Annotated in this window: 20 protein-coding genes; 10 read left to right on the top strand and 10 right to left on the bottom strand. The window is 69.9% G+C overall.

Features of this window, described 5'->3' with window-relative positions:
- Together ACFE86_RS11830 and ACFE86_RS11825 are read right to left on the bottom strand one after the other, a co-directional pair.
- Positions 1–623: molybdopterin-dependent oxidoreductase (locus tag ACFE86_RS11830; RefSeq protein ID WP_375455525.1), on the bottom strand; the 623-nt coding region annotated here is incomplete at its 3' end.
- Between the two features lie 249 nt (positions 624–872).
- A complete protein-coding gene (locus tag ACFE86_RS11825; RefSeq protein ID WP_375455524.1) occupies positions 873–1877 on the bottom strand; it encodes a DUF2865 domain-containing protein in 1005 nt (334 codons plus the stop codon).
- 165 nt (positions 1878–2042) lie between these two features.
- On the opposite strand from ACFE86_RS11825, the gene ACFE86_RS11820 reads away from it, so the two are divergent.
- Complete coding sequence (locus ACFE86_RS11820) at positions 2043–2570, top strand: CreA family protein (RefSeq protein WP_375455523.1); 528 nt, start codon at positions 2043–2045, stop codon at positions 2568–2570.
- 33 nt (positions 2571–2603) lie between these two features.
- Here ACFE86_RS11820 and ACFE86_RS11815 read toward each other — a convergent pair whose 3' ends face one another.
- On the bottom strand, positions 2604–2948 hold the full coding sequence (locus tag ACFE86_RS11815; protein WP_375455522.1) for a hypothetical protein: 345 nt from the start codon (positions 2946–2948) through the stop codon (positions 2604–2606).
- Positions 2949–3326: 378 nt separating this feature from the next.
- Between ACFE86_RS11815 and cysS the strand changes: the two genes are divergently transcribed.
- Complete coding sequence (gene cysS / locus ACFE86_RS11810) at positions 3327–4724, top strand: cysteine--tRNA ligase (protein WP_375455521.1); 1398 nt, start codon at positions 3327–3329, stop codon at positions 4722–4724.
- A 26-nt stretch (positions 4725–4750) separates the two neighbouring features.
- Here the strand turns inward: cysS and ACFE86_RS11805 are convergent, their stop codons facing one another.
- The 6 genes from ACFE86_RS11805 to ACFE86_RS11780 all read right to left on the bottom strand — a co-directional run bounded on the left by ACFE86_RS11805 (position 4751) and on the right by ACFE86_RS11780 (position 11297).
- Positions 4751–5149: a helix-turn-helix domain-containing protein gene (locus ACFE86_RS11805; protein ID WP_375455520.1), complete on the bottom strand. Its 399-nt coding sequence runs from the start codon at positions 5147–5149 to the stop codon at positions 4751–4753.
- 888 nt (positions 5150–6037) lie between these two features.
- Positions 6038–6376 (bottom strand): STAS domain-containing protein, encoded by a 339-nt coding sequence (locus tag ACFE86_RS11800; RefSeq protein WP_375455519.1) that lies wholly within the window; start codon positions 6374–6376, stop codon positions 6038–6040.
- Positions 6377–6595: 219 nt separating this feature from the next.
- Positions 6596–7795 (bottom strand): PP2C family protein-serine/threonine phosphatase, encoded by a 1200-nt coding sequence (locus tag ACFE86_RS11795; RefSeq protein ID WP_375455527.1) that lies wholly within the window; start codon positions 7793–7795, stop codon positions 6596–6598.
- A 121-nt stretch (positions 7796–7916) separates the two neighbouring features.
- Complete coding sequence (locus ACFE86_RS11790) at positions 7917–8354, bottom strand: ATP-binding protein (RefSeq protein ID WP_375455518.1); 438 nt, start codon at positions 8352–8354, stop codon at positions 7917–7919.
- A 157-nt stretch (positions 8355–8511) separates the two neighbouring features.
- Positions 8512–10329: an HlyD family efflux transporter periplasmic adaptor subunit gene (locus ACFE86_RS11785; RefSeq protein ID WP_375455517.1), complete on the bottom strand. Its 1818-nt coding sequence runs from the start codon at positions 10327–10329 to the stop codon at positions 8512–8514.
- Positions 10326–11297 carry a LysR substrate-binding domain-containing protein gene (locus ACFE86_RS11780; RefSeq protein ID WP_375455516.1) on the bottom strand — a complete coding sequence of 324 codons (972 nt, stop codon included), beginning with the start codon at positions 11295–11297 and terminating at the stop codon, positions 10326–10328. Before ACFE86_RS11780 ends, ACFE86_RS11785 begins: the two co-directional genes overlap by 4 nt.
- A gap of 693 nt (positions 11298–11990) precedes the next feature.
- Between ACFE86_RS11780 and ACFE86_RS11775 the strand changes: the two genes are divergently transcribed.
- The 8 genes from ACFE86_RS11775 to ACFE86_RS11740 all read left to right on the top strand — a co-directional run bounded on the left by ACFE86_RS11775 (position 11991) and on the right by ACFE86_RS11740 (position 21583).
- Positions 11991–12404 carry a hypothetical protein gene (locus tag ACFE86_RS11775; RefSeq protein WP_375455515.1) on the top strand — a complete coding sequence of 138 codons (414 nt, stop codon included), beginning with the start codon at positions 11991–11993 and terminating at the stop codon, positions 12402–12404.
- A gap of 563 nt (positions 12405–12967) precedes the next feature.
- Positions 12968–14503, top strand: coding sequence for a TolC family protein (locus tag ACFE86_RS11770; RefSeq protein WP_375455514.1), 1536 nt, complete (start codon positions 12968–12970; stop codon positions 14501–14503).
- Between the two features lie 179 nt (positions 14504–14682).
- Positions 14683–15225, top strand: coding sequence for a hypothetical protein (locus ACFE86_RS11765; RefSeq protein ID WP_375455513.1), 543 nt, complete (start codon positions 14683–14685; stop codon positions 15223–15225).
- A gap of 160 nt (positions 15226–15385) precedes the next feature.
- Positions 15386–16216, top strand: a complete 831-nt coding sequence (locus ACFE86_RS11760; RefSeq protein WP_375455512.1) for a DUF3365 domain-containing protein — start codon at positions 15386–15388, stop codon at positions 16214–16216.
- 2 nt (positions 16217–16218) lie between these two features.
- Complete coding sequence (locus tag ACFE86_RS11755; protein WP_375455526.1) at positions 16219–19137, top strand: response regulator; 2919 nt, start codon at positions 16219–16221, stop codon at positions 19135–19137.
- Positions 19134–19499 (top strand): response regulator, encoded by a 366-nt coding sequence (locus ACFE86_RS11750; RefSeq protein WP_375455511.1) that lies wholly within the window; start codon positions 19134–19136, stop codon positions 19497–19499. Before ACFE86_RS11755 ends, ACFE86_RS11750 begins: the two co-directional genes overlap by 4 nt.
- Positions 19500–19682: 183 nt before the next feature.
- A complete protein-coding gene (locus ACFE86_RS11745; RefSeq protein ID WP_375455510.1) occupies positions 19683–20426 on the top strand; it encodes an ABC transporter ATP-binding protein in 744 nt (247 codons plus the stop codon).
- Positions 20420–21583: an ABC transporter permease gene (locus ACFE86_RS11740; RefSeq protein WP_375455509.1), complete on the top strand. Its 1164-nt coding sequence runs from the start codon at positions 20420–20422 to the stop codon at positions 21581–21583. Before ACFE86_RS11745 ends, ACFE86_RS11740 begins: the two co-directional genes overlap by 7 nt.
- 246 nt (positions 21584–21829) lie before the next feature.
- Here ACFE86_RS11740 and ACFE86_RS11735 read toward each other — a convergent pair whose 3' ends face one another.
- Positions 21830–22939 carry a hypothetical protein gene (locus tag ACFE86_RS11735; RefSeq protein WP_375455508.1) on the bottom strand — a complete coding sequence of 370 codons (1110 nt, stop codon included), beginning with the start codon at positions 22937–22939 and terminating at the stop codon, positions 21830–21832.
- Positions 22940–23243: the final 304 nt, after the last annotated feature.

Here is a 23243-nt window from a genome sequence, read left to right as displayed (position 1 = left end):
AGGTCGGCCGCCGCCGCGGTGCCGGTGCGGTAGGGGTCGATCACCACGAGCTTGGCGCCGCGCGCCTTGCGCGCCCGGCTGATGTGGGTCATCGCGTTGACCTGGGTGCTCACCGGGTTGCCGCCCCAGACGACGATCAGGTCCGAGAGCGCCATCTCGCGCGGGTCGGGCCCCGCGATGCGGCCGACGCCCGCGTTCCAGCCGGCGGTGGCGATCGCCGTGCAGATCGTGCGCTTGCGCCGGGAGTAGCCCATCGCGTGGGTCAGGCGGTGGATGCCGTCGCGCTGCACGAGGCCCATTGTCCCGCCGGAATTGTACGGCCAGACCGCCTCGGGGCCCGACCGCTCGGCCGTCTCCCGGAACGCGGCGGCCACGCGATCGAGGGCCTCGTCCCATGAGACCTGCCGCCACTGCCCGGAACCCTTCGGCCCGATGCGCAGCAGCGGGCGAAGGATGCGGTCGGGGTGGTGGACGCGCTCGCCGTAGCGGCTGACCTTCGCGCAGATCACGCCCGCGGTGTAGGGGTTGTCGCCGCCCCTGACGGAGACGACGCGACCGTCCGCCACCTGCACGTCGAGACTGCAGGCGGAGGGGCAGTCGTGCGGGCAGACGGTCCGGACCAAGCGACGAACTCCCGTGAGGGCCCCTGGATCATGCAAGTCGCGTGCGCTTTCGGAGGCGCGCCCGACCTCGGCGACCGGATGCATCCTCACGTGGGCGCAACGGCGCGGTCCCTCCCGGCGGTCCGATCCGCGCGGTGGCCTGCCGCCTGAAAAGTGGCTCTTGGCCGGTTTTGGCGGATCAGGCTGCTCAGAGAGGGGGCAGGCCACCCGTTTCCACGGATGCGGGCCCCGTCGCCCGGAGGCCGCCGTTCAGGGCGTCGGGGTCTTGGCCGGCGCGAGGCGGTCGAGGGCGATGACGCGGATGGCGCGCTCGGTCCCCCCGGCCGCCGTGGGCCCGCCCGCGGCCTCGGCCGGGGCGGGTTTCGCCGCGCCCGCCTCCGGGACGAGCCCCGAACGCTCGGCCGCGTCCGCCGCGAGGGCGGCGGCGGTCCTGTCGGCGCGGCCGACCAGCGTCAGGCGGACCTTCGGGTTCGGGCGCGACAGCGCCTCGGCCTGCATCGGGGTGACGAAGATGTCGCCCTTGTGCCGCACCATCATGCTCTCGGCCTTGGCGAGCGACTGCGCCCAGGTCCTGTCGGGGGGCTTGCACGCGCAGTTCGGTACGAAGGTCTTCTGGAACCGGAACGCGGTGGCGAGCGCGGCGTAGGCCCTGCCGCCCTTGATCGCGGCGGCGTGCTTCAGGGCGTCGTCGCCGTAGGGCATCGCATAGGCCGCGGCCTCGGCGCCGGGGCAGAGCGCCTGGCACATCGCGTCGGCGCCACCGCGCCCGTCGGGGAGGTTCCTCATCGGGAAAAACGCGCCGTCGCAGGTCCGCACGCAGATCACCTGCGCGCCGCCCCGCGCCGTGGGCTCGCCGGGCGCCGCCTCGGCGCGGTCCGGGTCGGCGCAGTTGGCCGCGATCACCGCCTGGAGCTGGCGGCGGCGGGCGGTCGCGTCCTCGCTCGCCGCCCCGCCATAGGTCGCGTTCAGCGCCCGGATGCGCTGCTCCACCGCGCCGCACTGGGGCGGGCGGGTGTCGAAGAACAGGAAGCCGCCGCTCTCGCAGTTCAGCGCGCGGTGATAGGCCTGGAGCCGGCCGATCTCGCTCTGGAGGGCGCGCACCACGCCGGCGCCGTCGCCGAGGCTGGCGAGTTCCGCGCGGTGGCGTTGGCAGGCCGCGTTCTGCGCCTGCGCGCCCGCCACCAGGCCGAGCCACAGCGCGAACGACGCGAGCGACCGGCGGAGCAGGCGGGCCGGGGGACGAGGCGGCGGCATGGCGGGGCGATCGGGGGTCTCGGGACGGACCGGACGCGGCGCGCCGGCAGTGCGATGCGGGAGCGGCGCGGGCGCCGGCGGCAGCGCCGTTTTTAGACGCCCTCGCGGATCGGCGACAGCCCTCCTACATGCACGACCAGGGTATCGGTTGGGGAATGGCGGACGATGTTGCTTCGGGGTCTCACACGCGGCGCGCGCGCGGCCGCCATCGTCACGTCGCTCGCCGCGCTCGCGGGCGCCGCGTCGGCGCAGGAACCGGACCGGATCTTCGACAAGTCGACGGTCTGGCGCCCGCTGACGCCCAACGACAAGCTCGTGGTCTACGGCGTCGACGATCCCGCCGTGGACGGCGTCGCCTGCTGGTACACCCAGCCCGAGAAGGGCGGGATCAAGGGCACGCTGGGCCTGGCCGAGGACGTGTCCGACATCTCGCTCGCCTGCCGGCAGGTCGGGCCGGTGCAGTTCAAGGGAAAGTTCGGCCAGGGCGAGGTGGTGTTCAGCGAGCGCCGCTCGCTGATCTTCAAGTCGATGCAGATCGTGCGCGGCTGCGACGTCAAGCGCAACACGCTGATCTACATGGTCTATTCCGACCGGGTGATCCAGGGCTCGCCCAAGAACTCGACCTCCAGCGTGCCGCTGATGCCCTGGGGCACCGAGCCGCCACCGAAATGCGGCGCGTTCCTGAAGGGCTGAGCCGTTCGATCCTGGCAGGTCAATCCTGGCAGCTCAATCCTGGCAGGTGATGCGGATCGGTCGCTCCGTCGGTTTGGCGACCGGCAGGTCGAGTGCGCCGGTGTAGTCCTCCGCGGCCGCGGGCCCGAAGGCGTTGGCGGTAGCGTAGCCCTGCGCCTCGCACCACGCGTCGGCGACGACCTGGCCGCAGGCGCTGCCGGCGCTCGTCAGGCAGTCGCCGACGCCGTAGCCGTCGCTCGACGGGATCAGGAAGCTCTTCTCGATGGGGGCGGGCGCCTTCGCGGCGGTCCCGTCCGTGCCGGCGGCCAGGGCGGGGTGGGCGAACGGGACGAGGAGGGCGGCAGCGAGAGCGCCGAGGCCGGCAACCGATCGTCGCATGGAAACGTCCTTGTTCACGGGATTGCTGTGTGGGCGGGCGAGCGCCGGTCGGAACCCGACGGCCAGAATCCGACGGCGCGGTAAAGAAAGGCTTTCCGGCGGGCGGGCGCGTTCCCCGTAGGGATGCGGCGCGCCGCCGGTCTCGAATTGGCGAGGGTTTTGCGGTAGCCCGAACCGGCCGCAGGAACCGTCGCCGATCCGCAACACGGACCGGATGCGGGCCGGCGGCAATGCGGCGGGCCGGGGGGCTCGCGGCCCAGGGCGCGCCGCCGCCGTCGGCGGTCAGGGCCTTGGCGGCACACGGTAAGTTCACGCTCGGCGGGGCAGGGTGCGGCCGGCCGCGCGCCGCACGCGCCGTCGAGGGCGGAGTCTGGTTTCATGGCGCCGATGTTGCGGCTCTACAACACCCTCACCGGCGCCAAGGCCGCCTTCGCGCCGATCGATCCGGCGCGCGTGCGCATGTATGCCTGCGGCCCCACGGTCTACGACGCGGCGCATATCGGCAACGCCCGCCCGATCATCGTCTTCGACCTGCTGTTCCGGCTGCTGCGCCGCCTCTACGGCGCGGCGCACGTCGTCTACGCCCGCAACGTCACGGACGTGGACGACAAGATCAACGCGCGCGCGGCCGAGCGCGGCATCACCATCCGTGATCTCACCGACGGGACGCTGGCCGCCTTCCATGCCGACCTGCGCGACCTCGGCGTGCTGATGCCCGGCGACGTGAACGTCCCCGGGGAGCCTGCGCGGATGATCGAGCCCCGCGCCACCGACCACATCGCCGAGATGGCCGCGATGATCGAGGCGCTCGTCGCCTCCGGCCACGCCTACGTCGCCCAAGGCCACGTCCTGTTCGACGTGCCCGCGATGCCCGATTACGGCGCGCTCTCGAAGCGCCCGCTCGACGAGATGGAGGCCGGCGCCCGGGTCGAGGTCGCGCCCTACAAGCGTTCGCCCCTCGACTTCGTGCTGTGGAAGCCCGCAAAGCCCGGCGAGCCGTCCTGGCCCTCGCCGGCGGGGATCGCGGCGCCCGGCCGGCCCGGCTGGCACATCGAGTGCTCGGCGATGTCGGCCAAGCATTTGGGCGAGACCTTCGACATCCATGCCGGCGGCATCGACCTGATCTTCCCCCACCACGAGAACGAGGTCGCCCAGTCCCGCTGCTGCTTCGGGACCGCCGTGATGGCCAACGTCTGGCTGCACAACGGCTTCCTTCAGGTGGAGGGCGCGAAGATGTCGAAGTCGGCCGGCAACTTCGTCACGCTCCGCGCGGTGCTCGACGACTGGCCGGGCGAGGTGGTGCGCCTCGCCATGCTGAAGTCGCATTATCGCCAGCCGATCGACTGGACGCTGCGCGGCCTGGAGGAATCCCACAGGATGCTCGACCGCTGGTACGCGGCAGCCGGCGAGGCCGCGCCCGCGGCCGACGCCCCGGCCAGCGTGCTCGAACCGCTGCTCGACGACCTCAACACGGCGGCCGCGCTCGCCGAGCTCCACCGCCTCGACGATCCGGCCCGGCTGCGGGCCGGCGCCAACCTGCTCGGCCTGCTCGGACGGACCCGCTCCGAGCGCGAGCGTGCGACGGTCGCGGCCTCGGGCCTCGACGTTGCGGCCATCGCGGCGCTGATCGCCGAGCGCGCGGCGGCGCGGGCCGCGCGGGACTGGCCGGCCTCCGACCGCGCCCGCGAGGCCCTGGCGGCGCTGGGCGTCGCGGTGAAGGACAACAAGGACGGGACGACGACCTGGACGGCGGCGGCGTCGAGCGGACGGACCTGAGCGTCCGTTCGGCACGATAAGCCGTGTCAGCGCAACCGGATCTCCTGAATCCAGTCCCGGAACACCGCGGGTGCCTCTGCGGTGTCGCGCGCGCTCCGGGCCGTGAAGCATCTGCGGTTGGTCGAGCGCAGCAGGCGCGGCGTACAGCCGAAGGTGCGCTGGAAGGCGGTCGTGAAATGCGAGGCGCGCGAGAACCCGAAGGTCTCGGCCAGCTCGCCGATGCTGCGCGTCTCGCCCGGCATCCGCAGGAGGGCGTGGACGGCCTGAAGGCGCCTTCGTCGGATGTGGGCCGCAATGCCGTCCTCGGACCGGAAGGTGCGGTACAGGGACGAGCGCGAAATCTCGAGTGCGCGTGCGACGTCGTCGGGCGACAGGCGTTCGTCGGTCAGGTGCTGGTCGATGTAGCGCCGGATGGCATGCTGCATCCGCCTCGGGCGCGACGAGGGTGATCGCGGCGGTGATCTGGGCGAGCATCGCCCCGCGGACGGTCGGCACCTCCTGCGCCTGCATCCCGCCGACGTGCCGGGCGAGCGACAGGATGTGATCGGTCAGGAGCGCGCCTCCGACGCCGCGGAAGACGTGACCGTGGAGATCCGGTTTGACGCTCACGGCGTCCTGGACGGGGCCGCGCGGCACGCTGACGATGACGCATTCGCAGGCGCTGCTATTCACGGACAGCGGCAGCCCCGGATCGAACGCGACGAGTTCGCCGAGGCCCACGGCGAGGTCCGAGCCCCCGGCCCGCCCAGGAGCCTCGCGTCAGGACGGCGAAAGCGAGGGCGTCGCGCCCATCGGCCCGGCTGTAGGCCGGGGAGCGCCGAAACGCGACGGCCGACAGGCTCGCCCGCATCAGGGCCATGTCGCCGAGCGTCCACACCGCGACCTGATCCGCGCGGCCAGCGACCGCATCCTCCGCTCGGGGACGATCTCCAGGTGCGGGAACACGGCCTGCCAAGCGATCTACCAGGCAGCCAGGTCGGCTCGCGCGCGGGACCTCTGCGCGCCGAACAGGGTCATCGGCAGGCTTGGCATGGCCCCTCCTTCCCGGACTGTCCACGGACGTGCCGAGCCTGTGCGCGATCCCCAAGGCAAGCCCCCGCCGAAGTTCCGGGCGTTGTCCGCGCGTCCCGCTCCCGGCCGCCGATCGGGCTGTGCCGTCCAGACAACGCCCGTGCCAGTGCCGGACCCGCGGCAGGCGTTTCCCCGCCGGCCGGACCTGACGACGTGCGTGCCGTACCGCGCGCGGTTTCGATGAAGCGGCCACCGGCCGGCGATCGAAAGGCGTGTCACGGGACGCGCGGGCGCGGCGGCACTCACGGGCTGACGGCGCGGATCGCGTCGGCTTCCGTATCGACGATGGAGATGATCCGCGTGAAGCCCGAGATCTCGAACGTCTCCCGCACCCAGGTGGTCAGCCCGAAGAGCGTGAGGTCGCCGCCGCTGGCGCGCGCCTGCTTGGCCGCCATCAGGATGATGCGCAGCCCGGCGGAGGAGACGTACTCGACCTGGCTCAGGTCGACCGCGAGCCGGCAGACGGCCACCTGTGCCGCCGGCATCAGGGCCGCCTGGAGGGTTCCGCTCGTGGTGGAATCGAGATGGCCCTCCAGGCGGAATATCCCGACCCCGTCCTTGTCCGCATGGCTGACCTTCATCGAAACGCTCCGTAAGCTGTCCGTGACGACCGGAACCGTGGAACGGCCCGGCGGCTCCGAGGGCAAGGCCGGTTCGCGCGCGCGCCGGCCCGGCTCCAGGTCTTTGCAGGATCGCGGTGTCGTCCCGCGAACCGCATGCACCACGCCTGAAACCGCCTCGGTTCCCGATGCGGCGCAGGCGCAGGATGAACCCGGCGGCGAGGGGCATCGGCGCGTACCCTAGCGCAGCCGCCGGAGCACCAGGGCGGTGACGTCGTCCGCCACGGGGGCGCTGCCGGCGAAGTGCTGAACGCGACGGGCGAGTTCTGCCACCATCTCCACGGGCTTCCAATGCGCGATATCGGCCAGATCCTCCCCGACGCGGCCGGCCGTGTAGAGCGCCCCGCCGGGGTCGGCCATCTCGGTGAGGCCGTCGGTGACCGCCACGAAGGTCTCGCCGAGACCGAGATCGAGGACGTGGTCGCGATAATCGGTCTGCGGCATGATCCCCATCGGCGGATCGGGCGGGAGGCTGATCTCGCGCGGCTGGCCGACGCGGTCGATGATCCACGGGCGCAGGTGACCGGCGTTGACGCAGGTCATGCGGCCGCTGCCGAGGTCGAGGAACCCGAAGATCAGGGTCACGAACATGCAGGCGGGGTTGTTGCGGCAGAGCTCGTCGTTCATCAGCCGCGCGAGGTGCGCGGGCGCCGGCACCGTCCCGGCCGCCTCGAAGCACTGGAGGACGCCGGCGCGCAGGAGGCTGCGCGTCCGGGCCATGAACAGCGCGGCCGGCACGCCCTTGTCGGAGACGTCGCCGACCGCGACGCAGACCGCGCCCGGCCCGACCGCGAAGCTGTCGTAGAAGTCGCCGCCGACCTCCCGCGCCGGCTGCATGACCGCGTGGATGGAGACCGCGTGCTCGGGCCCCCCGTCCGGGAAGGTGTCGGGAAGCATGCTGAGCTGCTGCTCGCGCGCCTCGCTGAGTTCCTTCTCGATGCGCCGGTACTGCCGGTCGATCTCCGCACGCAGGCGCCGCTTCTCCAGGATGGACCCGAGGCGCGCCCGCAGGATGGTCGGGTTGAAGGGTTTCGGAAGGTAGTCCTCCGCGCCGAGTTCGATGCAGCGCACCACCGTGTCGACCTCGGTGTCGGCCGAGATCATCAGCACGGCGCTGTGCGACAGCACGGGGTCCGCGGCCAGGTGCTCCAGGAGCGCGATGCCGTTCATGCGCGGCATCATCACGTCGAGGAGGATGACGTCGACCGTCTCACCCGCGGCGGCGAGCGCCCGCAGGCGTTCGAGCGCGTCCAGGCCGTCGACCGCCTCCTCGAGCTCCGCGTAGCCGAGCCGCTGCAGGCGCCGGCGCAGCATGTCCCGGTTCTCGGTGTTGTCGTCGACGATGAGCAGGCGCGGCGATGCCGAGATCACGGATGCCATGCTCACGCTCGCACCCCGGCGGGTCCGCGCGGGCGTCCCCCGGCAGAGCCGGCACGGCGCGGCGCGGCACGGCGGCGGGCGTCGCGCGGGCGGGGTGGGGCGGCGATGACGCAGCAGGGCATCAGCGGGACCGGTCCTGCACGTCGTCCACGACCATCCGCAGGACGTTGCGGCCGTCCCGGGAGCGGTACTCCACGCTCGATGCCAGCGTCCTGACGAAATGGATGCCGAGGCCGCCGATCGAGCGCGCATCGACGTCGCCGTCGGTCTGCGGCACGGGCCCGTCCGTCAGGGGATCGAAGGCGGATGCCTCGTCTGTCACCAGGGCTTCGATGCGGCCGTCGTCGCCGTGCGTCAGGCGGACCTCGATCGGACCGTCCGTCCGGTCGCGGTAGCCATGCATCATCACGTTCACGACGACCTCTTCCAGCAGGAGCTTGAGCCGCAGATGGGTCGCGCTGCCGAGCCCTGCGCGGACGCAGAACCCGTCGGTCCAGCAAAACAGCGATTCGAGGTCCTGCGGATCGCTGTGGATCGCGAGCGTGTCGGAAGCAGCCATGAGACCCGTTCCCCTCGATCCTGTCGGCCCGGGAGCGCCGTACCCGGCGCCGACGAAGCGTCGCCGTGCCGGACCGGACGGATGCTAGCACCGACGTGTGGGACGGATGCGAGCCCAGCCGTCAGGGATGCTGTTCCTTCCACACGATACGACCGCATCACTTGTCGATCCGCACCACGTCGCCTGGATTCAGGCCCTCGCGAACCTCGATACCCTCCGGCGTGCTGATCCCGAGCTTGACCGGAACGGTCACGTCCCGTCCGTCCCGAAGCGCGGAGACCACGCTGGCCTCGCCCTCGGTCCTGACCGCGGCCACCGGCAGTACGATCGCGGCCGGGTTGTCGTAGACCACGATCGACAGGGTCGCCGACATGCCGACATGCACGCGCGACCGCTGCTCGGGCGTCAGGGCGGCCATCCTGACCGAGATCGGGAACGTGCTCATGCCCGCGCGTGCAGCCGATTCGCCGACCGCCTGGGCGCTCACGTTCGTCACGGTCCCGTCGAGGGACAGGCCCTCGAAGGCGTCGCCCGTCACGACGGCGGCCTGCCCGATCCGGACCTTGTTGACGTCGATCTCGTCGACCTTCGAGCGGATCGAGAAGTTTTCCAGGTTGCCGATCGTGAACATCGACTGCCCGCGGGCGACGCGCGAGCCGACGCCGAGCGATTCCGGCCGCTTGGCGTCACCCTCGGGCGGTTGCAGCACCACGCCCGAGACCGGCGCCAGGATCGTCGCGTTGGCAAGGTCGCGCTGCAACTCGTCGACCTTGGCCTGGGCGTTGAGCAGTTCGTACTCCACGATGCGCCGGTTCTCCTCGCTGCCGCGGTCCATCGTGATCTTGAAGTCCTGCTTGGCCGTTTCGAGCTGCATCGCCTGGGTGTTCTGCTGCTGAACGAGCTGGTTGTATTCCTCGGCCGCGACGATGCCCTTGGCCAGCAGCATCTTGGTCTGCTTGAGCCGCGTTCCGATGGTGTTGCTCTCGGTCTCGGCCGCGGTGATGGTGCGGCGCGCGCGGGAGACCTCGACGCCGTTCTCCCAGTTGCGCATCTCGTCCAGGCGCTGGCGGGCCTTGATCCGGGTGCCCTCGGCCTCGCGCAGGCGCAACTGGATGTCGGACACGTCGAGCGTCGCCAGCGGCTGTCCGCGCTCGACGGCGCCGCCGTACTCGAACAGCTTCTGCCGGATCGGTCCGTCGAACGGACCGACGACGCTGACCACCGAACCCGGATCGACCGTGCCGACGACGGCCACGCGGGACGTCACCGGCTGGGTGGCCACGGTGACGGTCTGCGTCTCGGGCGCGCCTGCGCCCCGGCCGCCGCCGATCAGCGGTGCGGCGGTCTGCCAGTTGTAGAGGCCGATGCCGGCAAACGTCGCGAACACCGCGATGATCGCCATCGTGCGGATCAGGCCGACGCGCTGCGCGATCCGGCGCTCGCGCTGGACCAGGGCCTCGATCTTGACGTAGGCCGCCTGGAGGTTCGCGTGCTCCGTGGCGAGCTTGCGTTGCAGAGCGTCCTCGGCCTCGCGCAGCCTCAGCATCTCCGTCACGTCGTTGAAGGTGACGACGACGCCGAGCCTGTCCGCCTGCGGGCCGGCCGGCCCGCGATAGCCGGTGCTGGCGACCGCCAGGCGCCGCTCCTCGCCCCCGCGGCGGAAGGGCACGACGCTGCGGATCGTACCCCCGTTCCGCGCGCCCGCCGCCAGGATCGCGTCGACGAAGGCGTCGTTCGCCTCGTCGTAGAGGAACGCCTCGATCAGGGTGCTGCCGAGGATGGATTGCACGCTGCATCCGAGGATCTCGGCGCCGGTGGCGTTCAGCACCTCGATGCAGCGGTCCGGGGAGATGGACAGGACGCCGTCGGCCAGGCTGTCGAGCAGGGTCTCGTGGTAGGCGTCGAGCCGGCCGCCCGCGGGGCGCGGACGGTCGCCGCCCGCGGGGCGCAAAAGGTCGCCGACCGCGCCCGTCATCGCCCGTCCCCGGCTTCGGCGAGGTCGGGCTTGTCCCGGACCTTGCCCTGGACATGGATGGTTCCGACCGCATGAAGCGTGTCGCGGACGAGGTCGCGTAGCGCGCGCGCGTCGCGGATGCGGCCGAAGCCCGCGCGATAGAACATCGAGATCGATCGGCTCGGCGTATCCGTCCGGATCATGCGGTAGGCGACCATGTCGTCCAGCAGGGTGCCGACCTGGACCGCGAGTTGCGGCAGCAAGGCGCAGCCGAGCCCGGCCGCCACCATCTGCCGCAAGCTCTCCATGCTGGCCGCCTGCAGAGGCATGCCCTGGTTCGCGCGGCCGGGGAAGAGGGCCAGGACCTGGTCGCGCAGGCAATGCCCCTCGTTCAGCAGGATCAGCTCGCTCGGATCGATGTCGCCGAGGCCGATCCGAGGGACCTTCGCCAGCGCGTGGTCACGCGGGACCGCGAGGACGAGGTTCTCGGTGAAGAGGGGCAGTTCCATCATGTCCGGCCCGCGCAGCGGCGATGTCGCCAGCAGCGCGTCGATGTCGCCGCGTTCCAGCGCCTGCGTCAGGTGCTGGGTCAGCCCCTCCGAGAGGACGAGGTTCATGCGCGGGAAGTGGACGCGCAGGGGCTGGAGCAGCAGCGGCGTCAGGTAGGGACCGAGCGTCGCGATCAGGCCGAGCCGGAACGTGCCCGACAGCGGTTCGGCGCCGGCCTTCACGATCTCGTAGAGCCGGCCGCCCTCCTTCAGGATGATGCGGGCCTGCGCCACGATCTCGTGACCCCGTTCGGTCATCAGGACCGAGCGCGGCGTCCGCTCAAAGATCTCGACGCCGACATACTCCTCGAACTTGCGCACCTGTGCGCTCAAGGTCGGCTGGCTCACGGCGCAGGACAGGGCGGCCTTGCCGAAATGCAGGTGGTCCGCAACGGCGACGATGTATTCGAGGTCCCGGAAGCTGAGCGCCGCAAGGTTCATGATGCCGAGCCTGTGGGAACACGTGTCATGGCACGGCCCCGGCGCCGCGCGCCGGGACGGCGAGAGGGGGTTGCGAGCCGCCGTCGCGCGGCGCGTCTTCCCCAGGCGCGCGACCCGCCACCCGTCCCGGCCGAGGCCCCGCCCGTCCTCAAGGCAGCGACGGGCGAGGCAGACCCTGATGGGAGCCGCCTGTGCCGTACGCGCTTCCGCCTTCGAGCGGGTTTTGGAACAGCGGAAATGATGACGCTTCGCAGCAAGCCTTGCACCGGATGTCGTTGCCCAGAGTGGTCGCGTGCCCGGTCGATCGGGCCACCGCGCTACGCGAAGGCCTTCACAGCTTAAAGCAGCCTCGGGCCACCGTCACGGTCTACGCGACAACGCCGTGTCTTTGTCGCAACGCTGTCCTGGTTGGGACGTGGAGAGAAGTTTTGAGACGCTGTTCGGTAGCTGAAGCGTTCCCCCGCTCACAAGAGTTACGCGACGTGCGCCGTTTCCGAAGTCGAAGCGTGCCGTCGATGGCGATGAGGAGCGGGTCGGCCGTGTACGGGGAAGACGGTTTCGCGGCGATAGGCGCGAGCTATGCCGGCGATAGCCGCAATCGCATTCCGTTCCCGTGCCCCCTCCGGCAGATTGACCTCACCGAACGGCGCCGCAACGGAGTGCCCGGTACCAGAGTGAAAGAGGACCACCATCATGAACGCCTTCAGGAAGCTCGCCGCCGTCACGATTGCCGCCGGGACGCTCATCGGAATCGCCACACAGGCCCACGCCGAAAGTCCAACCTTCTACATCCAAAACAACACGCCGATGCCGGTCTGGGTCTCGATCAACACGCAGGCATTCGGAAGGGGAACGGTCGTCCGCGCCTGCATCGAGCCCCAAGGGCTGTGGTCCGGCAACCCCGTCGACATCAATCAGCACACGAACGTCTACATCCGCTCCGAGTTCAAGAAGCAGAACCGTGGCTGCGACCAGAACGCGAATCTGTACGATAACGGCGCGAACGGCACTATTCTGACCATAAACAAGAACGGACGCTCGCAGATGACCTATTATTCTCCTGACAAAAAAACGAATCCGAGCCGGAACAACAGCCTCTGGCACTAGAGCGCTTTCCAGCGAGGCGAATGCCGAGTCGCTTAGAGAGGAAGCGAATCAACGAGGTCTTAGAGCATTGTCCATGAGCGGAAAAACACGGACAATGCCCTAGAATACGTCTCGACGACGCGGATGGCGGGCTGCGGGCATCGCCCCATGCCCCAGGCATGCCGCATCGACGGCGATCGGCGCGGTGCGATCCGGCGGCGCGCCAATCCGTGTAGCCGGATGGCCTCCATGCGGCCGACGGCGGCGAGGGCGGACCGAGCCTACCTTCGGCCAGTTCCGTGCAAGCTTTCAACGTCCATCATCGCCAAACCGGACGCGGGCTCTCAATCATGCCGCAATTCGCGACGACGAGAGGAAACGATCTGAGCAAGCAGTATCATCAGGTTCGGCACCCGGCGGACCCTCTTGTTGCGCCGCTCCAGTTCAAGACCAGGACATCATCAGATCGACGAGGCGGCGGGGCCCTCGGGCGAACCATCTTGGTAGTTAAGCGCAAGCATCGGATTTCGGCGTGCCCGGCGGTTCGGCGACGCGCTTCAGTGACCGAGTCGAGAATGGCATCCATGCGTACGATCGTCGGCACACGTTTCGGCCTCGGCCTGCTGGCCTGCCTCCCCCTGGTCGAGGCACCGGCCGAGGCGCGCGCGAAGGATCAGGCGGCGGTGGCCGAGAAGGGGGCGGTGGCCGAGAAGGCGGCGACCAGGAGCGCCGCGCCCGCTGCGGTGCCCGGCGGCGCGCGTCAGACGCTCCCCCTGTCGCTGGCGGATGCCGTGTTCGTCGGGCTGCGCAAGAACACCACCATCCGCAGCGCCTACATCGACCGCGTCGCGCAGCTCTTCAACCTCAAGGTGTCGGAAGACATCTTCACCCCGAAGTTTCGCCTCGACGCCAGTGCCGTCCGGTCCGCACAAGGCAACAAGATCACCGACACGGCAGCCCTCTCGCCCAGCGCCCAACTGCTGACCCCGATCGGCACGACCTTCGGCTTCGTCTGGGACAACGCCGTCAGCCGGACGGGTCAGCAACGCTCGTATGGGTCGACCCTCTCGGCAACCTTCGCCCAGCCCCTGCTGAAGGGCGCCGGGCTCGAGGTCAACCTCGCCCCCATCCAGAGCGCGCGCCTCGCCGAGCGCGTCAACCAGCTCAATCTCAAGGCGCTGGTCTCCACGACCATCACCGACATCATCACGGGGTACAGGGCACTCCTGACCAGCCAGGAAAGCCTGAAGCTGGCCGAGGAATCCGTGGTGCGGGCCCAGGCGATCCTCGAGGTCAACGAGACCCTGATCCAGGCGGGGCGGATGGCGCGCACGGAGATCGTGCAGACGCAGGCGGATCTGGAAAACCAGAAGTTGAACGTGCTTCAGGCTCAGAACCAGGTCGACCAGTCGCGCCTCGCCCTGGCGGCGATCCTGGACCTGGACCTCAGCACGAACATCGTCATCCGGGACAAGCTGAACGTCGCCCGCGTCGCGGTCGTGTTCGAGGACGCCTTGCAGATCGCCCTGAAGTGCCGGCCGGATTACGCGATCCAGTTCGCCGCGCAGGAGCAGGCGCGGCTGGGTCTCCTGATCGCGGACAACCAGCGCCTGCCGGACCTCTCGCTCGTCGGGACCGGTGCGGTCTCGCGCGCCGCGCAGACCGCCACCGGGTTGCCGTCGGTCAAGTCGAGGGCCGTCGACGGCTCCATCGGCATGCGGCTGAGCGCGCCCCTGAACGACCTCAGCCTGGAGCAGGGCTACGTCGGCGCCACGGCGTCCCTGAAGAACGCGGAAATCCAGTTGGCCGTCACCCGGCGGAACGTGGAGCAGCAGATCCGCCAGTCGGTCGTGTCCGTGGACCTGACCTGGCGCCAGGTCGAGGCGGCCCGGCGCGTCGAGGCGCTCGCGGCCAGCGCCGTCGACATCGAGAAGCAGAAGCTGGCCGTCGGCCGCTCGTCGACGTTCCAGGTCCAGTCGCTGGAATCGAGCTACCGCTTCTCGAAGGCCCAGGTCCTCAACGCCGAACTGTCCTACGTCAACGCGCTGACAGCCCTCGACCTGCAGCTCGGCACCACCCTGGATACCTGGAAGATCGCCCTTCGCACGACGGATTATTGATCGTGCCCGTGATGGCGATTCCGAAGGTTTCCGAATGGGCGGCGGAACGGATGCGAGAGAATGTCCGCACCGAAGTCCGGAGATCTTGCGCGCGCGCGCGGGGGAGATCCTGCGCGGGCGGGTGGGGGAGGGCCCTGCGGTGGGCGGGCGGGCTTGCCGGCCTGTGCCTCGCCGGCTGCATGCTCGCCGGCTGCAACGCCTACGCGATTCCCCCCATCCACGTCGACGACCGCTCCGCCTACGTCGCCGAGCAGACGCGGGTCTTTGCCGGCGTCACGCGCGAGCAATTGCTCCAGGCAGCTGAGACGGTGGTGCGATCGTCCGGCGGCCAGTACGAGTTCGTCTACGGGCTGAACGGGTTCTCCGCCCGGCGGCCGTACTTCGTCTACGGCGTGCTCGGCTCCGCGTTCGGCCGCGACCGCTGGGACGTCGAGACGGAACCGACGCCCGCCGGCCTGCGCGCCTCGGTGACCGTCGCCGACGCGGGAGACCTCCACGGCGGGCTGTCGCCGTCCCGTTACGAGACCGTGGCGACGGACACCTCGGTCTACGCCCGGTTCTGGGGCCGGGTCGAGGGCGTGCTCGGGCGCGGCGCGGAGCCGGTGGTGTGCGAGGCCGGCGGCGGCCCCGCCGGACGGGTCTCCAAATCCACCCGGGGACCGAACGTGCTCTGCGCGCTGCGTGACGGGTTTCGCGGTGACGCACCCGTGGCGCGACGATGACGCCGCGTGCGCCGCCGGGTCAGGCGGACTAAGCATCATGGCGCGAAGCGTCCGCCGGTTCGCGCGCGACGACGACGCGGCACCGAAAGAGATCGAAGCGGGCTCCCGCGGGCGGAGCCACGAAAGCCCGCTTCTAACGATCGTTGAGATGATGAGGACGATGACGCGACCGACGCCATGCCAGCCGTCAGGGCCCTTGCGCGGCCTACGCACCCTCGCACGAGGTGCGGCGCGCCGTGCGCCGCTCGCCGCGGCGACGGCCTGCGCCTGCCTGCTGCCGTTCGTGGCCAGCGCCCCGGCCCTGACGCGGGACGTCCCGGCCGACGACAGGCGCATCGCCGACAAGCTCGCGGCGATGCTGCGCGCGGGGCGGACGGTGATCTCGGAGTCGCAGGGGCTGATCAACACCCCCGCCGCCGGCCAGAAGCGGCTCGACGGGAACGCCGTCCTGGCGCGGGCGGTCGCGATCTTCCAGCGCGAGACCGGGCTCGATCCGCGCAGCTTCGATGCCCGCACGCGGGAGGGGCGCCTCGTCGGCCTGGAGATGGCGGCGATCCGCGACGTGGTCGAGGCCAACCAAGCCTCGATCAACACCCCGGATCTCGACTTCAAGGGCTTCATCCCGGCGGTGTTCTCCCGCCTCGTCAGCGAGGCGTTCTCGCGCAAGGCGGCCGGCATCGCCGAGATGAAGGTGACGGCGCCGCGCGACCTCGTGCGCTACCGGAAGTCGCTGCCGGATGCCTGGGAGGCGGCGGTGATCGACGAACACCTGCTGCGCTCCGACTGGCCGAAGGGGCAGCCCTACCAGGCGACGCTGCGCGACGGCGAGCGGGCGACCTTTCGCATCGCGGTGCCGGAATACTACACCGCCTCCTGCCTGAGCTGTCACGGCGGGCCGAAGGGGGCCCTCGACATCACGAACTATCCCAAGGAGGGCGCCGACCTCGGCGCGCTCGGCGGCGTCATCAGCATCAAGCTGTTCAAACCGTGACGATGCGCGCCACGATCCCCACACTGATGCAGGGGCTGGCCGGCATCAGGGCGGCGTTCCCGGCCGGGATGGCGTCGCTCAGGCGCCCGTCCTTCGCCGCTTGGCGGCCGAGGACGGAGACCGGGCAGCGGTTCTCCCTCCAGACGGTCTCCATCCGGACGCGCCTCATCGGGCTGGCGGTGGTCCTGTTCACCGGGATCGTCGGGACGAACCTGTATCTCGGCCGCGCCCTCGACAAGAGCTCGGCGGCGGCGATCGAGGCTGACACCATCATCCGCAACATCCAGTCCGTGCAGCAGGTGCGGCAGAGCTTCGACGACCTGCGCTACTGGCTGACCGATCTCGCCGTCAGCCAGTTGACCAACTCCGAGCGCCGGGCGGCGGAGGCGCGCGACCGCCTGCGGGCGAATCTGGAGCGGCTCACGCGCTACGACCCGGACACGAGCGCGGCGATCCGGGCCGAGAGCGAGCGGTTCGACGCGATGGCGGTCGACGCGGTGGAGCACTACACCGCCGACCGACGGGTCATCGGCAACACCGTGCTGGCCAAGGCGCGCCAGAACGGCCTCTCCGTCGACGCGCTGCTCCGCACCCTCGACGAGCGCCTGGAGCGCGACGCCGCCCGGACGCGCGACCTCGTGCTCGGACGCGTCGCCACGGCCGCGGCAGTATCGAACCTCGTGATCGCCGCCGCGATCGTCGCCGGCTCGGTGCTGACCTTCCTGGTGCTGCGATCGATCACCGAGCCGCTCAGGCGGCTTGCCGCGGCGCTCGCCGCGATCGGCTCGGGGCGCTACGAGACGCCCCTGCCGAGGATCGCCAACCGCGAGTTCGCCCCGATCGTCGGGGTCGTCGAACTGCTCCGGAACGGGCAGGCGGAGCGCGAGCGCCTCAGCGCGGAGGCCGAGCGCCAGCGCCGGATGCTGACCGACGCCATCGGCAGCATGCACGAGGCGTTCGCCCTGTGGGGCCCGGACGACCGCCTCGTGCTGTCCAACCGCCGCTACGTCCGCCAGATGGCGGGGCTGAAGGACATCCTGGTCCCGGGCGTCGCGTTCGAGCACCTGCTGCGCGAAGCGGTCGGGCGCGGGCTGGCCGACCTCGGCGAGCACACGCCCGAGGCTTGGCTGGCGTGGCGCATGGCCGAGCACCGCGCGCCCGGCGGCTCGAGCGAGATGCGCTTCGGCCGGCGCTGGGTGAACGTGACCGAGCGCCGGACCCACGACGGCGGCACCGTGATGCTCTATGCCGACATCACCGAGCTGAAGAACCGCGAGGCCGACCTGGAAAGGGCCAGGGGCGAGGCCGAGAAGGCCAACGTGGTCAAGTCCGAATTCATGGCCAACATGAGCCACGAGCTGCGCACGCCGCTGAACGCGATCATCGGCTACAGCCAGATCCTGTCCGAGGACGCGCAGGATGCGGGCAACGCCTCGGCGGTGGAGGATCTCCGCAGGATCGAGGGCGCGGGCAACCACCTGCTCGGGCTGATCAACAGCATCCTCGACCTGTCCAAGATCGAGGCCGGCAAGATGGACGTGTTCCTGGAGGACGTCTCCCTCGCGGGGCTGGTCCAGGACGTCCGGCTGCTCATCGAGCCGGCGGTGGCCAAGAACGGCAGCACGCTCAGCATACTGCTCGCGCCCGACATCGCGACGATCCACTCGGACGCGACCAAGCTCAAGCAATGCCTGCTGAACCTGCTCAGCAACGCGGCCAAGTTCACCAAGAACGGGCAGATCATGCTCGCGGTCAGCCGTGACCTGATCGACCCGGACCTGATCCAGTTCCGGGTCAGCGACACCGGCATCGGCATGACCGAGGCGCAGGCCCAGCGCCTGTTCCAGGCGTTCCAGCAGGCCGACAGCTCGACGACGCGCCAGTACGGCGGCACCGGCCTCGGGCTCACCATCACCCGCAGCTTCGCGCGCATGCTCGGCGGCGACGTGAGCGTGACCAGCCGCCAGGGACGCGGCAGCACCTTCACCCTGTCCCTGCTCAGCCGCCCGCAGGTCCCCGCGGTCCCCGTGCCGGACGCGGGCACCGAGGCCGCGTCCGGAACCGACCGGCTGCCGCGGGGTTCGGCCGCCGGCGTGGCGCGCGCGCGCGTCCTCGTCGTCGACGACGAATTGTCCTCCCGCCACATCATCGGGTCGCACCTCGCCCGCGAGGGCTTCCAGGTGCTCTACGCCGCCTCCGGGGAGGAGGCGGTCGTCCTGGCGCAGCAGGAGCGGCCGGACGCGATCACCCTCGACATCATCATGCCGCAGATGGACGGCTGGCGCACCCTGCAGATGATCAAGGCCGACCCCGGCACGGCGGCCATTCCGGTGATCCTGATCTCGATGCTGGCCGACCAGCGCATCGGCTTCCTCCTCGGCGCCAGCGCCGTGCTGAGCAAGCCCGTCGACCGCAACGCCCTCGTCAGCGCGGTGGAGGAGCAGCGCCGGCACGGGAGCCCGACCCCGACCCCGATCCTGATCGTCGAGGACGACCCCGACCAGCAGATCCTGACGCTGCGCACCCTGGAACGGCTGGGGCACCGCGCCGTCGTCGTCTCCGACGGGCGCGAGGCGCTGGCGTGGCTCTCGGACAACCCGCCCCCGAGCCTGATCCTGCTCGACCTCCTGATGCCGGGGATGGACGGCTTCGAGTTCCTGCGCGAGTTCCGCGCCCGCGGCCTGCACACGGGCGTGCCGGTCATCGTCATGTCGGCCAAGAGCATGACGCCCACCGAGCACGACGAGGTCGACGCGCTCGCGGCCTCGTTCATCACCAAGGACGCGAGCGCGGCAGACCGCCTGAGCCGGCTGCTCCGCTCGACCTTCGATCAGGGCGCGGGCGGTCCCCCGCCGCGTCCCGCCCCGGCACGGGTGGGGCAGGCGGCGGGAGAACGCGCCGGGAGATCCCCCGAGACATGACCCGCATCCTCCTCGTGGAAGACAACGAGCTCAACCGGGACATGCTGGCGCGGCGCCTGCTCCGGAGCCATTATCACGTCGTTTTCGCCGAGGACGGCGAGCAGGCCGTGCAGGTCGCCGCCGCCGAACTGCCCGACATCATCCTGATGGACCTGAGCCTGCCGGTCGTCGACGGCTGGGAGGCGACGCGGCGTCTGCGCGCAATGGCCGAGACGCGCCACCTGCGGATCATCGCCCTCACCTCGCACGCGATGGCCGGCGACCGGGACGCGGCGCTGAAGGCCGGCTGCGACGACTACGACACCAAACCGATCGACTATCCCCGCCTCGTGGGCAAGATCGAGGCGCTGCTGCGTGCCTAGAGCATTTTCTATGATCTTCGGATCATGGAAAATGCTTTAACTTCTTGTGTGGTCGCATTTTCTTCACGTGAGCCGGCGTCCACCTCCCTGGAAAATGCTCTAGCCCGGCCCGATCCCATCGGATCGGACTCGGGAGCTGTGGGGCCGGGGGCGGCACGCAATGATGCAAGCCAACGAGGTCCCATGCTCGACCTGCACGACATCTCCCGCGAGTTCAGGGTCGGCCCGTCCAGCCTCAGGGTCCTCGACGGCCTGTCGATCAGCTTCTCCGCCAGCGAGACCGTCTCGATCACCGGCGGATCGGGATCGGGCAAGACCACCTTCATGAACATCGTCGGCCTGCTGGATAAGCCGACCTCGGGCCGCTACACGATCGACGGCCAGGACGTGCTCAAGGCCAAGTCGGACGACCTCGCCGCCTTGCGCAACCGGCTGATCGGCTTCGTCTTCCAGTCGTTCTTCCTGCTTCCCCGCCTCTCGGCCTGGCGGAACGTCGCCCTGCCCCTGGCCTACCGCCGCACGCCGGAGGAGGACGCGCGCCGGCGCGCCCACGCGATGCTGGAGCGGGTCGGGCTCGGCGATCGGGCCCATCACCTGCCGAGCGAATTGTCGGGCGGCCAGCGGCAGCGCGTGGCCATCGCGCGGGCGCTCGTCGGCGACCCGAAGATCGTGCTCGCCGACGAGCCGACGGGCGCGCTCGACACCAAGGTCTCCCAGGAGATCATGGATCTGTTCAAAGAGATCAACCGCGACCTCGGCGTGCTCGTCATGATCATCACCCACGATCCGCGCATCGCGGCCCAGTGCGGGCGGCGCGTGGTGCTGCGCCAGGGCATGCTGGTCGCGGAGGAGAATGTGGGCGCGGAGATGGATGCGATCGCGCTCGAACGCTTCGGCGCGGCGCGCCTTCCGGTGCAGGCATGCTGAAGCTGACCCTGATCGAGGCCGCGGGCAACCTCCTGGCCTATCGCCAACGCTCCGTCCTGTCCCTGATCGGCATCCTGATCGGGGCCGGCGCCGTCATCGCCATGATCAACGTGGGCGCGATGGCCCAGAACGAGACGGTCAAGCAGTTCCAGCAGATGGGGATCGACATCCTGTCCATCCGCAGCAGCCGGTCGTCCGGCATGACGCTGGCCGAGGTCCAGGCGCTGACGGCGGCGACGCAGAACCTCACGGTGGTGGCGCCGTTCACCGGCGGCAGCGCCGTCGCGGTCTTCGGCGGCGCCGTCCTGAATCCCCCCGTCATCGGCGTGACCGAGGGATTCGGGAAGATCGCGCGGCTTCGCCCGCGGGAAGGCCGCTTCATCTCGGCGCTAGACCGTTTCGAGCTGTTCTGCGTCCTCGGCAGCAACGTCGCCGACGACCTGTCGCGCCTCGGCACGCGCGTCCATGCGGGCTCGGACCTGCGCATCGGCCGCTACCTGTTCCGGGTTCTCAGCATCCTGGAGTCGGTCACGAAGAACCCGATGATGTCGGTGAACGTGAACGATTCCATCTTCATGTCGATCCCGAACGCCCGGCGCGTCGTCGCCTCGGCCAACATCGGCCAGGTGCTCGCCCGCATGCGGCCGGGTGCGAACCCGAGCGTCGTCAGCGCGGAACTGACGGCCTATTTCCGGTCGCGCCCCCAGGGCGCGGACATGGAGGTCGAGAGCGCGCAGCAGCTCATCGACGCGATGGCGGATCAGATGCGCCTCTTCCAGCTCCTGCTCGGCGCGATCGGCGGGATCGCGCTGGTGCTCGGCGGGGTCGGCGTGATGAACATCATGCTCATCTCGGTGCAGGAGCGGCATCAGGAGATCGGCATCCGGCTGGCGATCGGCGCGCGGCGGCGGGACGTCCAGACCCTGTTCCTGTCGGAGGCCGTCATCCTGGCCGTGCTGGGCGGCCTGCTCGGCATCGGACTGGGGATCGCGGGCTCCTACGGCTTCGCGAAGGTCTCGGGCTGGGACTTCGTCATCTCGCCCGTCGCCGCCCCCCTCGGTGCCGGCGTGTCGATCGCGGTGGGGATCTTCTTCGGGTTCTACCCGGCCTACATGGCGGCCCGCCTCGATCCGATCGTGGCCCTGCGCTCCGAATAGCCCGGGCTCGTTCATCGGACCGGCCCCCGAAAGGCTTCCCAGCGCGCCGCGACACGCCGTCTGTTTTGCGATCTCGGTCATTGCGCTCGGAGCGGTCCGCCTTTCGGCGCACGGACGGCATCACGCGTGGCCCGGTGCCCGCCCACGCGTGATGCCGCGACGCTTGAGGAAGGGCGACAGGCGGTCGAGGCCGGGCTGATCGCCATCCCGGCCCGACAACCCGTGAACCGCCTGTCGGACGAGGTCTCAGATCAGATGGTCCCACATCTGGAGCGTCGCCGGATCGAGGGCGGCGATGTTGCTCATGTGCAGGTCGCTCAGGTGCACGTCGTGGAGCGTGTAGCTCTCGGCGTTGGTCGGGATGTCGATGACCGTCGATCCGTTGACCTCGTGGACCGTGAAGTCCTTGGCCTGGAACCACTTGAAGTCGAGGGTGTCGTGGGCCGGGTCGAACGCGATCACGTCGTGCGCGCCGTAGTGCCAGCCGATCTCGTAGACGTGACCGTCGCCGGCATGGCCGTCTACCGGCGTGCTCGGGGTGCCGCCCGCGGGCGGCTGCTGCGGCGCTGCGGGGGGCGGGGTCGGCGCGGCGGGGGGCGTCGCCGGCGTTGCGCCGGCGATCGTCCCGTTGTGATCGAGGTCGCGGTGCCACAGGCTCTCGGCCAGCGCCTCCGTGGTGCCCTGCTCGTGCGCCTGGATCAGGGTCTGCGTCGAGAGCGGGTCGAAGTTGCCGAACTGGTTGATGTAGCTGAGGATGGAGGTGCCGTTCTCGTCGTGGGGCGTGGCACCGTTCAGCAGGAAGTTGAGCGTTCCCCACGCCCCGGTCAGGTGGGCGGCGGCGAGGATGCCGGTCTGTGTGAGCGTCACGGTCGTGGCGTGACCGTTGTCCATGTAGGTGGAGGTCCGGCCGATGAAGTCGTCGAGGGTCTTCCCGGCGCTGGCGAGCCCGTGCTCGATGACGCTCAGGTTGTAGCCGAACGCGTCCAGGATGACGCCTTCCTGCAGGCCGCTCTCGAGGTTGGCCAAGCTGCCGATGCCGCCCTTGCCGGTGAAGCTGCCGTCCCAGGTGTTGGTGGCGGCACCGTTGTTGTAATAGACGGTATCCCGGTAGTATCCGAGATCGATCATGAGCTGCTCGCCGAGCTGGTAGCCGACGAAGCCGAGCGAGTTGTGCGAGGTATATTGCAGGTCGTTCCAGCTCATCGCGCCGGTCTGGTAGGCGTGCCAGTTGTTCTCGCCGACCCAGCTGCGCAGTTGCGCCTCCGAAATCTGTCCGCTCTGAAAACGTCCTGCATCGACGCCCGATTCGAAGGCGCGAATGCTGTCCATGAAATCCGTGAAGCTGCCTCTGGTCATGACGTTGTTCCTTCCGCTGTTCTACCGATCAGGGTCTGGCGCTTTGTGCGGCGCCGTTCGGTGAGGACAATCTGCGGGATCGGAGGCGGGATGAGAATGCGATTGCGGCTATGACTGGGATAGAGGCGGCCTATCGCGGACCGGCTCCAGAGCATTTTCCAGCGAGGTGGATGCCGGCTCGCGTGAAGAAAATGCGACCACACAGAGACTTAGAGCATTTTCCGTGATCCGGGGATCATGGAAAATGCTCTAGTGTCCTGGTTCAGAAGTTTAGCAGATTATGTTTTTTGCGGAGCGGCTCGCA

It is taken from the genome of uncultured Methylobacterium sp. (genome assembly GCF_964244095.1).
Lineage (GTDB): Bacteria > Pseudomonadota > Alphaproteobacteria > Rhizobiales > Beijerinckiaceae > Methylobacterium.
This window is presented reverse-complemented; position numbering and strand designations above follow the sequence as displayed.

Excerpts from the sequence above, each read along its gene's own strand:
- ACFE86_RS11825 (WP_375455524.1), bottom strand. The coding sequence starts at position 1,877 with ATGCCGCCGCCTCGTCCCCCGGCCCGCCTGCTCCGCCGGTCGCTCGCG.
- ACFE86_RS11820 (WP_375455523.1), top strand. The coding sequence starts at position 2,043 with ATGTTGCTTCGGGGTCTCACACGCGGCGCGCGCGCGGCCGCCATCGTC.
- ACFE86_RS11815 (WP_375455522.1), bottom strand. The coding sequence starts at position 2,948 with ATGCGACGATCGGTTGCCGGCCTCGGCGCTCTCGCTGCCGCCCTCCTC.
- cysS (WP_375455521.1), top strand. The coding sequence starts at position 3,327 with ATGGCGCCGATGTTGCGGCTCTACAACACCCTCACCGGCGCCAAGGCC.
- ACFE86_RS11805 (WP_375455520.1), bottom strand. The coding sequence starts at position 5,149 with ATGCAGCATGCCATCCGGCGCTACATCGACCAGCACCTGACCGACGAA.
- ACFE86_RS11800 (WP_375455519.1), bottom strand. The coding sequence starts at position 6,376 with ATGAAGGTCAGCCATGCGGACAAGGACGGGGTCGGGATATTCCGCCTG.
- ACFE86_RS11795 (WP_375455527.1), bottom strand. The coding sequence starts at position 7,795 with ATGGCATCCGTGATCTCGGCATCGCCGCGCCTGCTCATCGTCGACGAC.
- ACFE86_RS11790 (WP_375455518.1), bottom strand. The coding sequence starts at position 8,354 with ATGGCTGCTTCCGACACGCTCGCGATCCACAGCGATCCGCAGGACCTC.
- ACFE86_RS11785 (WP_375455517.1), bottom strand. The coding sequence starts at position 10,329 with ATGACGGGCGCGGTCGGCGACCTTTTGCGCCCCGCGGGCGGCGACCGT.
- ACFE86_RS11780 (WP_375455516.1), bottom strand. The coding sequence starts at position 11,297 with ATGAACCTTGCGGCGCTCAGCTTCCGGGACCTCGAATACATCGTCGCC.
- ACFE86_RS11775 (WP_375455515.1), top strand. The coding sequence starts at position 11,991 with ATGAACGCCTTCAGGAAGCTCGCCGCCGTCACGATTGCCGCCGGGACG.
- ACFE86_RS11770 (WP_375455514.1), top strand. The coding sequence starts at position 12,968 with ATGCGTACGATCGTCGGCACACGTTTCGGCCTCGGCCTGCTGGCCTGC.
- ACFE86_RS11765 (WP_375455513.1), top strand. The coding sequence starts at position 14,683 with ATGCTCGCCGGCTGCAACGCCTACGCGATTCCCCCCATCCACGTCGAC.
- ACFE86_RS11760 (WP_375455512.1), top strand. The coding sequence starts at position 15,386 with ATGACGCGACCGACGCCATGCCAGCCGTCAGGGCCCTTGCGCGGCCTA.
- ACFE86_RS11755 (WP_375455526.1), top strand. The coding sequence starts at position 16,219 with ATGCGCGCCACGATCCCCACACTGATGCAGGGGCTGGCCGGCATCAGG.
- ACFE86_RS11750 (WP_375455511.1), top strand. The coding sequence starts at position 19,134 with ATGACCCGCATCCTCCTCGTGGAAGACAACGAGCTCAACCGGGACATG.
- ACFE86_RS11745 (WP_375455510.1), top strand. The coding sequence starts at position 19,683 with ATGCTCGACCTGCACGACATCTCCCGCGAGTTCAGGGTCGGCCCGTCC.
- ACFE86_RS11740 (WP_375455509.1), top strand. The coding sequence starts at position 20,420 with ATGCTGAAGCTGACCCTGATCGAGGCCGCGGGCAACCTCCTGGCCTAT.
- ACFE86_RS11735 (WP_375455508.1), bottom strand. The coding sequence starts at position 22,939 with ATGACCAGAGGCAGCTTCACGGATTTCATGGACAGCATTCGCGCCTTC.